This window comes from Lysobacter sp. Soil_C_15, assembly GCF_057657315.1.
This window is the reverse complement of sequence record NZ_JBDGIR010000010.1, coordinates 183,479-190,630: the sequence shown is the minus strand read 5'-3', so window position 1 is coordinate 190,630 and position 7,152 is coordinate 183,479. Positions and strand designations below refer to the sequence as shown.

General features: G+C 68.8%; 7 protein-coding genes. 3 read left to right on the top strand and 4 right to left on the bottom strand.

Annotated features, from left to right (window positions below; translation table 11 throughout):
* Positions 1-595 precede the first annotated feature (595 nt).
* Both AC3A57_RS20330 and AC3A57_RS20325 read right to left on the bottom strand, forming a co-directional pair.
* Positions 596-1,312, bottom strand: coding sequence for a rhomboid family intramembrane serine protease (locus AC3A57_RS20330; RefSeq protein WP_487580556.1), 717 nt, complete (start codon positions 1,310-1,312; stop codon positions 596-598).
* A 92-nt stretch (positions 1,313-1,404) separates the two neighbouring features.
* Positions 1,405-1,740, bottom strand: a complete 336-nt coding sequence (locus tag AC3A57_RS20325; RefSeq protein ID WP_221673340.1) for an MGMT family protein — start codon at positions 1,738-1,740, stop codon at positions 1,405-1,407.
* 41 nt (positions 1,741-1,781) lie between these two features.
* Here AC3A57_RS20325 and AC3A57_RS20320 point away from each other — a divergent pair, with 41 nt between their 5' ends.
* The gene (locus AC3A57_RS20320) at positions 1,782-2,189 is read left to right on the top strand and encodes a hypothetical protein (RefSeq protein ID WP_064748436.1); all 408 of its coding nucleotides are present in this window, start codon (positions 1,782-1,784) and stop codon (positions 2,187-2,189) included.
* 577 nt (positions 2,190-2,766) lie between these two features.
* On the opposite strand, the gene AC3A57_RS20315 is transcribed toward AC3A57_RS20320, so the two are convergent.
* Complete coding sequence (locus AC3A57_RS20315) at positions 2,767-3,894, bottom strand: anion permease (protein ID WP_487580555.1); 1,128 nt, start codon at positions 3,892-3,894, stop codon at positions 2,767-2,769.
* 10 nt (positions 3,895-3,904) lie between these two features.
* Positions 3,905-4,531: a DUF47 domain-containing protein gene (locus AC3A57_RS20310; RefSeq protein WP_487580554.1), complete on the bottom strand. Its 627-nt coding sequence runs from the start codon at positions 4,529-4,531 to the stop codon at positions 3,905-3,907.
* Between the two features lie 428 nt (positions 4,532-4,959).
* On the opposite strand from AC3A57_RS20310, the gene AC3A57_RS20305 reads away from it, so the two are divergent.
* Together AC3A57_RS20305 and AC3A57_RS20300 are read left to right on the top strand one after the other, a co-directional pair.
* The gene (locus tag AC3A57_RS20305) at positions 4,960-6,288 is read left to right on the top strand and encodes a hemolysin family protein (RefSeq protein WP_487580553.1); all 1,329 of its coding nucleotides are present in this window, start codon (positions 4,960-4,962) and stop codon (positions 6,286-6,288) included.
* Complete coding sequence (locus AC3A57_RS20300; protein WP_487580552.1) at positions 6,272-6,970, top strand: exopolysaccharide biosynthesis protein; 699 nt, start codon at positions 6,272-6,274, stop codon at positions 6,968-6,970. Before AC3A57_RS20305 ends, AC3A57_RS20300 begins: the two co-directional genes overlap by 17 nt.
* Positions 6,971-7,152 lie beyond the last annotated feature (182 nt).

Genomic DNA, 7,152 nt, shown 5'->3' with positions numbered 1-7,152 from the left:
CAGAGCTGGCCGACAAGGTGATTCGGGACGTGTTCAAGCCGTTTGATGCACTTGTACGTTGACAGTGCAGTTACTTTCTTTGTCGCCTTGGACAAAGAAAGTGACCCGGCCGCTTGCGGACGGAAGCTTTGCTTTAGAGCTTTGGAGCTTTGAGCTCTGGAGCTTCAGAGACCTGCGAACGACTAACGCCGCGAGACCGCAAGAGCGCGGTCGCGGCTTGCGCCGCTCCTACAGGGGGCGCAGGACAAGACGCGGCGAGATCAAGGGACGGCGGTCGCGGCTTGCACCACTCCTACAGGGGCGCAGGACAAAGACGCGGCGAATTGGGAGATGGCGGTCGCGGCTTGCGCCGCTCCTACCCTGGCGGAGGTTTTCAGGCTTCGCTTGATGGCGTCGGCCTTGGACCTGCTGCGCGTCCCGTGGTCGCGGCTTGCGCCGCTCCTACAGGGGCTTGGGACAAAGACGCGGCGAGGTTGAGGGATGGCGGTCGCGGCTCGCGCCGCTCCTGCAGACGATAGCCTCGAGCTTCGATCGCTGACGACGGTCTTGGGGTTTCTGCGCGTCCCGTGGCTCGCGCCGCTCCTACAGGCAGCGGCTACTTCACCACCCGCAGCTTCGAGGCGCGGCGCCGCCGCAACAAAGCCTCGCGGCGCGCATCGCGGACGTTGCCGCCGTTGCCGCCGCCCGGCGGACGCCGGCGCCAGTAGAGAATCGTCAGCCAGCCGATCAGCATGCCGCCCAGATGAGCGAAATGCGCCACCCCGCTGCCCTGCGCGAACACGCCGTACACCACCGCGGCGACCGCGTAGATGATCACCAGGGTGCGCGCCTTGAGCACGATCGGGAACGGCAGCAAGGTCACCCGCCGCAGCGGGAACAACATGCCGTAGGCCAGCAGCAGACCGTAGATCGCGCCCGACGCGCCCAGGGTCAGGTAGAACTCGCCGTGGCGCACCGCGTAGGAGGCGAACAGCAGTTGCAGCAGGCCCGAGCCGACCAGGCAGACGAAGTAATAGACGGCGAAGCGCTTGGCGCCCCAGTGATACTCCAGCGAGGCGCCGAACATCACCAGGGCCAGCATATTGAACGCCAGGTGGCCGACGCCGCCGTGCAGGAAGCCGTAGCTCAGCAACTGCCAGGGCAGGAAGCCCGGGCCGGCGGACTCGAGCTGCGCCGGAAGCCACGGCCACAGCTCCAGCCACAGCACCCACGACCGCGTCGACGGGCTCAAGCTCAACAGCCATTGCAGAACGAACGCGGCGACATTGGCGATCAGCAGTTTCCTGGTGACCGGCGGGATACTGGAAAACATCGCGACTCCTCGGACCGGCGGCTATGGTAGCCGCTGCCCCGCCGCGGCGCCGTGAGCGCGATGTGGATACGCCTTGCGCGGGCGGGCGGCATTCATTCCGGCGGCCCCCAGATCTGCGAGTCCAGGGTCGCCGCGGCGCGCTGTCCCCGCACCCGGCCCTTCTCCACCGTCACGCCCTCGGCGCGCAGGCGCTGGGCCTGCTCGCGATAGCCCTTGGAGCCCTCGGGAAAAGCGATCCGCCCGTCGGACCGCAGCACCCGGTGCCAGGGCAGCTTGGCGTCCTCGTTCTCGCTGAGCAGGCGCGCGACCAGGCGCGCCCGGCCCGGCAGGCCGGCGCGGCGGGCGACCTCGCCGTAGCCGGCGACCTGGCCCTTGGGAATCGCGCGGATCGCGGCGCGGATGCGTGCGGCGGCAGTTTCGCTGTCCATCGCGGTAGCATAAGGCGCTGTAGCGCGCAGGAGTCGCCCCCATGCAGTTCGAACAGATCCGCCAGCACCTGACCCGGACCGGGTTCCATCTCACCGTTCACGACGAGAGCGTGATCTGCATCGAGCTCTCGCTCGAGCAGGGCACCCGCCACCAGGCGATCTTCCTGTCCGAGCTGATGGACGACGACGGCCGCCCGTTCCTGCGCGTGGCCACGGCGATCGCGCCGACCACCGGCCTGGACGCGCGCCGCGCGCTGGCGTTCAACTGGGAAAGCCACGTCGGCTACCTGGCGATCGGCGATCTGGACGGCGTGCCCTACCTGCATCTGTGCGAGAACCGCCCGCTGGAAAGCCTGGACGGCGCCGAAGTGCAACGCCTGGTGCTGGAGATCGGCGGCGTCGGCGATCGCATGGAACGGGTGCTGTCGGCCAACGGCGACCTGCTCTGAGTTCGGCTTGCGCTTGGCTGCTTGCGCCTGGCCGTTTCGCTCGCCGCTTTTGCGGCAGCGGCGCCGCGCAGGTACTTCCTCCGGTCGTGAGCCGCGAGCGCCATCCCTCAATCCGGCGGCGTCTTCGTCCTAAGCCCCTGGCAGGAGCGGCGCCCCACGGGGATTTTCTCCGGTCATAAGCCGCGACGACCGCAGCAAGGTACGCAAGCGCCGTCGCCGAAGCCCGGGCATCCGGGCTTCGTTGTTTTCGGGGCTGGCGGGTCGGCGGGTTTCGGGCCGCAGCGTGGTATCCCACCGCTTCGGTGGTCGCGGCTGACGCCGCTCCTACAGGCGACGCCAACCTCGATCGCCCGCCCCCCCTTCCAAGCACCGCGATTGCCCCCTTTGAAAAAGGGGGGCCAGGGGGGATTTGCTCTTGCTCTTGCTCTTGCTCTTGCTCTCGGCAGGTACCCCGAAGACGCCGTTCCGCGCTCGCAGCTCGCGCCGCCCCTACCCCGCCCCGCAGATTCCGCGCAAAAGAAAAACCCGCTCGAAGCGGGCTTTCTTTGCTCGGAACCTTGCCGTCGCCGCGCGACGCTCAGGCCCAGCCGAACGCGCGCATCAGCTCGAACAGGCCGTAGGCGATGCCGCCAGCCGCCGGGATGGTCAGGATCCAGGCCCAGATCATCTTCTCGACCACGGTCCACTTGATCGAGTTGAAGCGCTTGGCCGTGCCCACGCCCATGATCGCGGCGGAGATGTTGTGGGTGGTCGAAACCGGAATGCCCAGCGACGAGGCGGCCATGATCACCGAGGCGGCGCTGGTCTCGGCGGCGAAGCCGTGGATCGGGTGCAGCTTGACCAACTTGTGGCCCAGGGTCTTGATGATCCGCCAGCCGCCGGCGGCGGTGCCGGCCGCCATCACCACCGCGCAGGTCAGCTTGATCCAGGTGTCGATGTCGTTGTTGGCGATCGCGCCCGGCGAGGGGTGCAGGAACGCCAGCCACGCCGGCAGGTTGTCCAGGGTGCCGGCCTGCTGCGCGCTGATCAGGGCCAGGGCGATGATGCCCATGGTCTTCTGCGCGTCGTTCATGCCGTGGGCGAAGCCCATGCCGGCGGCGCTGAGCAGCTGCGCCTTGCCGAAGAAGCCGTTGACCCAGCGCGGCCGCGCGATTCTGCGCAGGACGCCGCCGCTGGAGGCCATCGCGGAGATGACCGCGAACAGCACGCCCATCACCAGGAAGCCGGCGGTGAAGCCCAGCAGCGGCGAGCTCACCATCGGCACGATCACCTTCCACAGCACGCCGGCGCTCTTCCAGATCGGCTCGGCCGGATGCGACCAGACCACCGCGTGCCAGTTGTTCGACGCCGCCGCGACCGCGGCGCCGCACAGGCCGCCGATCAGCGCGTGCGAGGACGAGGACGGCAGGCCCAGCCACCAGGTGATCAGGTTCCAGATGATGCCGCCGAGCAGGGCGCACAGGATCAGCTGCGAGCCGATCTCGACCACCCCGGCGTCGATCAGGCCCGAGGCGATGGTCTTGGCCACCGCGGTGCCCCACAGCGCGCCGACCAGGTTGGTCGAGGCGGCGAGCATCACCGCCTGCATCGGCGAAAGCACCTTGGTCGCCACCACGGTGGCGATGGAGTTGGCGGTGTCGTGGAAGCCGTTGACGTACTCGAAGATCAGCGCCGCGAGGATCACCACCAGGACCAGCGTAAGCATGGCGCGGGCCTCAGGAGTTCTTGAGCACGATCTGGTAGGCGACCACGCCGGCCTCGCGGCAGCGGTCGATCGCCTTCTCCAGGATCTCGAAGAACTCCTTGAGCAGGAACATCTGCAGGTTGTCGAGCTGGCCGGAGTAGATGTCGCGGTACAGCTCCAGCATCAGCCGGTCGGCTTCGTTCTCCAGCGCGCGCAACTGGTCGTTGAGGACCTTCATCGGCTCCAGCTTGAGCTGGCGCAGCTGATGGACCATCTTCACCACCACCGCGGCGGCCTGTTCCAGCATCGCCGCGCGCGGGGCGAAGTCGATGTGCTCGAGGTGGCGGGTAGCCAGCGAGTAGCGGTCGGCGAACTTCTCGACCTGCTTGGGGATCTTGTACAGGGCCGAGCTCAGCGCCTCGATGTCCTCGCGCTCGATCGGGGTGATGAAACTGTCGACCAGTTCCTGGCTGATCTTGTCCGAGGTCTCGCGCTCGCGCTGGCGGGCCAGCTTGAACGCGTCCAGGGCCGGCTGCCGGTCGGCCGCCTTGAGCATGTCGTGCAGGGCCTTGGTGCTGTCGTGGGCGGCGACCGCGGCCTCCTCGAGCAGGGTGTAGAACTGGTTGCCTTGGCCGAAAATGGTCTGCAGGGAAAACATGCTGGGGTGCCTCTGGCCTGTGGCCGCGGTTGCCGGCCGCCAGGGCCGAATGGGTTTGCGGGCGCGATTATGACGGTTTGAAGCGCGCCCGCCCACCTTGACGCCGGCCGCGGCCGCCCCCATCCGCAACGCCAACGGCCCCGCAACGCCGTGTGCACGCGGCTTTCACGCCTCTGCCGCGCCGCGGCGGGCACAGTCGGACGCAGGCGGGCCCGGCCCCCAGCCAGGCAAACCGGCCTGCCGAACCACCCTGCTAAGATCGGTGCCGGCCCGACCGTCCGGTTTCGCCGGCCGCTCCGCCCCCCTTCCGCCTTTCCGCCTCGCACAATGGACGACGACCCAAAACCGCCGCCCGGCCGATCCCCGGCCCGCTTCCGCCGCGCAATGCGCCCCCTCCGTGATTCCGCCGGCCGCAGGAGGCATTGCCGATGCTGGAGCTCCTGATCGTCGCGGCCCTGATCGTCCTCAACGCCTTCTTCGCGATGTCGGAGATGGCCTTGATGACCTCGCGCAAGCTGCGCCTGAAGCAGATGGCCGAGACCAGCCGCGGCGCCCGCATCGCCCTGCAGTTGGCCGAGCATCCCGACCACCTGCTGTCGACCGTGCAGGTCGGCATCACTGCGATCGGCGTGCTCACCGGCACCTTCGGCGGCGAATCCATCGGCCTGGTCATCGCCGGCTGGATCAGCGGCATCGTGCCCGATGCGGCGCAGTACGCGCGCAGCATCGGCATCGGCACCGCGGTCACCCTGATCACCGCCTCCAGCGTGATTTTCGGCGAGCTCATTCCCAAGCGCCTGGCCCTGACCAATCCGGAGAAGATCGCCAGCACCGTGGCGGTGGTCCTCGACGGACTGGCCCGCTTCGCCAAGCCGGTGGTGATGGCGCTGGGCGCGATCAACCGCGCCGTGCTGCGCCTGCTCGGGATCAAGGACGACGCGCGCAGCGAGATCAGCGAAGAAGAGATCCGCCTGCTGGTGACCGAAAGCCACGAGCAAGGCGTGATCGACGCCGACGAGCGCAAGATGATGAACCGCGTGCTCAGCCTCGGCGACCGCACCAGCGAAAGCCTGATGACGCCGCGCACCCGGATCGCCTGGCTGGACGCGTCCGCGCCGCTGGAAGAGAACCTGGCGATCATGCGCGAGTCGCCGTTCTCGCGCTTCCCGGTCTACCGCGGCGGCGACCAGGACGTGCTCGGCGTGCTCGAGGCCAAGAGCCTGCTCGCCATCTTGGGCGTGCCGGGCGCGGAACCGGACCTGTTCGGGCAGTTGCGCGAAGCGCTGTTCGTGTCCGAATCGACCCACGCGCTGAAGCTGCTGGAGATCTTCCGCGAGGAACAGCAGTCGCTGGCCCTGGTGGTCGACGAATACGGCGACGTCGCCGGCCTGGTCACGGTCAACGACCTGATGGGCGCGGTGATCGGCCGGGTCCAGACCGCCGAGTCCGACGATCAGCCCGGGCCGGTGGTGCAGCGCGAGGACGGCTCCTACCTGATCGACGGCGCCCTGCCGGTGGAGGAATTGCGCGAAGTCATCGGCGGCGGTCGCCTGCCGAACGAGGACGAGCACGATTTCCACACCGCCGCGGGCCTGGTCATCGCCCATTTCGGCCGCATCCCCCACGTCGGCGAGTACTTCGCCTGGCCGGGCTGGCGGATCGAAGTGATCGACCTGGACGGCCCGCGCATCGACAAACTGCTGTTGCAGCCGCAGGCCAAGGCGCAGGAGTCCGGCGACGATGAGCTCGGCGGCTGATCGCGGCCCCGAGGCCGGCGACGAGGAGCGTCCGCGCTCGCGCCGCCGGCGCGGCCCGCGCCCGCACGAAGCCGGCACCCGCGCCCTGCTCGACGCGATCGTCGCCGGCGATCCGGACGAGGTGGTGCGCTTCGGCGACGTCTTCGCCGGGCTCGGCAAGCGCTCCTTCGGCATGCTGCTGTTCGTCTCCACCCTGCCCGCCTTCTTCCCGATTCCCGGGGTCGGCGGCGCGGTCAGCGGCCCGCTGGTGGTGCTGGTCGGCCTGCAGCTGCTGATCGGGCTGCGCAAGCCGTGGCTGCCGGGCTTCATCGCCCGGCGCGGGCCGCACCGGCACGCGATGGCCAAGTTCCGCGATCTGCTGGCGCCGTGGCTGGCGCGGCTGGAGCGGGTGGTCCGCCCGCGCGCGACCTGCCTGCTCGATCACCGCCTGGCCAACGCCTTCACCGGCCTGTTGCTGGTCCTGCTCGGCATCCTGCTGTCGCTGCCGATTCCGTTCACCAACTTCCTGTTCGGCGCGCTGTTGCTGCTGTTCGCCTTCGCCCTGCTCGAACGCGACGGCAAGCTGATGGGCCTGGCCTGGATCGCCGGCACCGCCGCGGTCGGCGTATTCGGCATCCTCTCCGGCACCCTGGCCCAGGCCGCAGCCGAGTGGATCGCGCTGGCGCGCAGCAAGATCGGTTGAGCGCGGCGCCGGTAGCCGCTTGTGCCGTGGCTCGATGCCGCAGGCCAGACCAGCCACCGTCCCCTACCCCTGCCTTTGCCTTTGCCTTTGCCTTTGCCTTTGCCGTTGCCGTTGCCGTTGCCGTTGCCGTTGCCGTGAACAGCTTGGCGCAGCAGCGAACTCGCGAGGACAAAAGCAGCCCC

Excerpts from the sequence above, each read along its gene's own strand:
- AC3A57_RS20305 (WP_487580553.1), top strand. The coding sequence starts at position 4,960 with ATGCTGGAGCTCCTGATCGTCGCGGCCCTGATCGTCCTCAACGCCTTC.
- AC3A57_RS20300 (WP_487580552.1), top strand. The coding sequence starts at position 6,272 with ATGAGCTCGGCGGCTGATCGCGGCCCCGAGGCCGGCGACGAGGAGCGT.
- AC3A57_RS20325 (WP_221673340.1), bottom strand. The coding sequence starts at position 1,740 with ATGGACAGCGAAACTGCCGCCGCACGCATCCGCGCCGCGATCCGCGCG.
- AC3A57_RS20330 (WP_487580556.1), bottom strand. The coding sequence starts at position 1,312 with ATGTTTTCCAGTATCCCGCCGGTCACCAGGAAACTGCTGATCGCCAAT.
- AC3A57_RS20310 (WP_487580554.1), bottom strand. The coding sequence starts at position 4,531 with ATGTTTTCCCTGCAGACCATTTTCGGCCAAGGCAACCAGTTCTACACC.
- AC3A57_RS20315 (WP_487580555.1), bottom strand. The coding sequence starts at position 3,894 with ATGCTTACGCTGGTCCTGGTGGTGATCCTCGCGGCGCTGATCTTCGAG.
- AC3A57_RS20320 (WP_064748436.1), top strand. The coding sequence starts at position 1,782 with ATGCAGTTCGAACAGATCCGCCAGCACCTGACCCGGACCGGGTTCCAT.